Origin of the sequence: Streptomyces sp. TRM64462 (assembly GCF_013362995.1) — a bacterium.
In the GTDB taxonomy this organism is placed as follows: domain Bacteria; phylum Actinomycetota; class Actinomycetes; order Streptomycetales; family Streptomycetaceae; genus Streptomyces.
The window spans coordinates 1-693 of sequence record NZ_JABWDV010000130.1; the positions used below are offsets into that span (position 1 = coordinate 1).

At 73.6% G+C, this 693-nt stretch carries 1 protein-coding gene; it reads right to left on the reverse strand.

All coding sequences use genetic code 11. The annotated features are described in order from the left end of the window. Positions 1 to 59: 59 nt before the first annotated feature. Positions 60 to 693, reverse strand: a 634-nt coding sequence (locus tag HTZ82_RS06075) for an ankyrin repeat domain-containing protein (protein ID WP_175408242.1), incomplete at its 5' end; no start/stop codon positions are given.

Below are 693 nucleotides of genomic sequence, written 5' to 3' on the forward strand. Positions count from 1 at the left end.
GGTGCCGGTGGCTGCGGTGCCGGTGGTCGCGGTGCCGGTGGCTGCGGTGCGGGTGTCGGTCACGCGTCGTCGCCCTCTTCGTCCTCGTCGTACGGCGGTTCGTCCTCGTCGTACGGGTCGTACGCGTTCTCGTTCTCCTCGATGTAGTCCGCCCACCATTCGGCGCCCGTGCCGGGGTGCTCCCGCTCGACGCGGTCACGGAGGAACGCGAGGTCCTTCCGGCCGTAGATGCGGATGGTGTGGGCCAGGGACCGTTCCATCACGTCCGTCACGTCGATCCTCGCCCCCGCGGCGACCAGCGCCTCCACCAGCGCCGTCGACCCGCGGTCGGTGACCGCGACGAACAGGGGCGTCCGTTCGAGGTGGTCCACGGCCTCCAGGTCCACGCCCGCCGCGAGCAGCCGGGGCAGCAGCTCCTCATGGTCCATGAAGTGCAGGACGTGGAGCAGGGTGCGGCCGTCGGCGCCCCGGACGCGCGGGTCGACCCCGGCGTCGAGCAGGGCCAGGACCCCGGACGTGTCGCCGTGCTGGGCACGCAGGAACAGCTCCTGCCGCTGGGCGCGCAGTGCCTTGGGCAGGCGGCCGCGCGCCGTCCACGCCTCCGTGGCGGCGAAGCAGCCGGTGACGGTGCCGCCGAAGGCGCGCAGGGCGCGTTCCCTGCGCCGCTCGTCCTCGGTGTGCGGCATGGTGAGG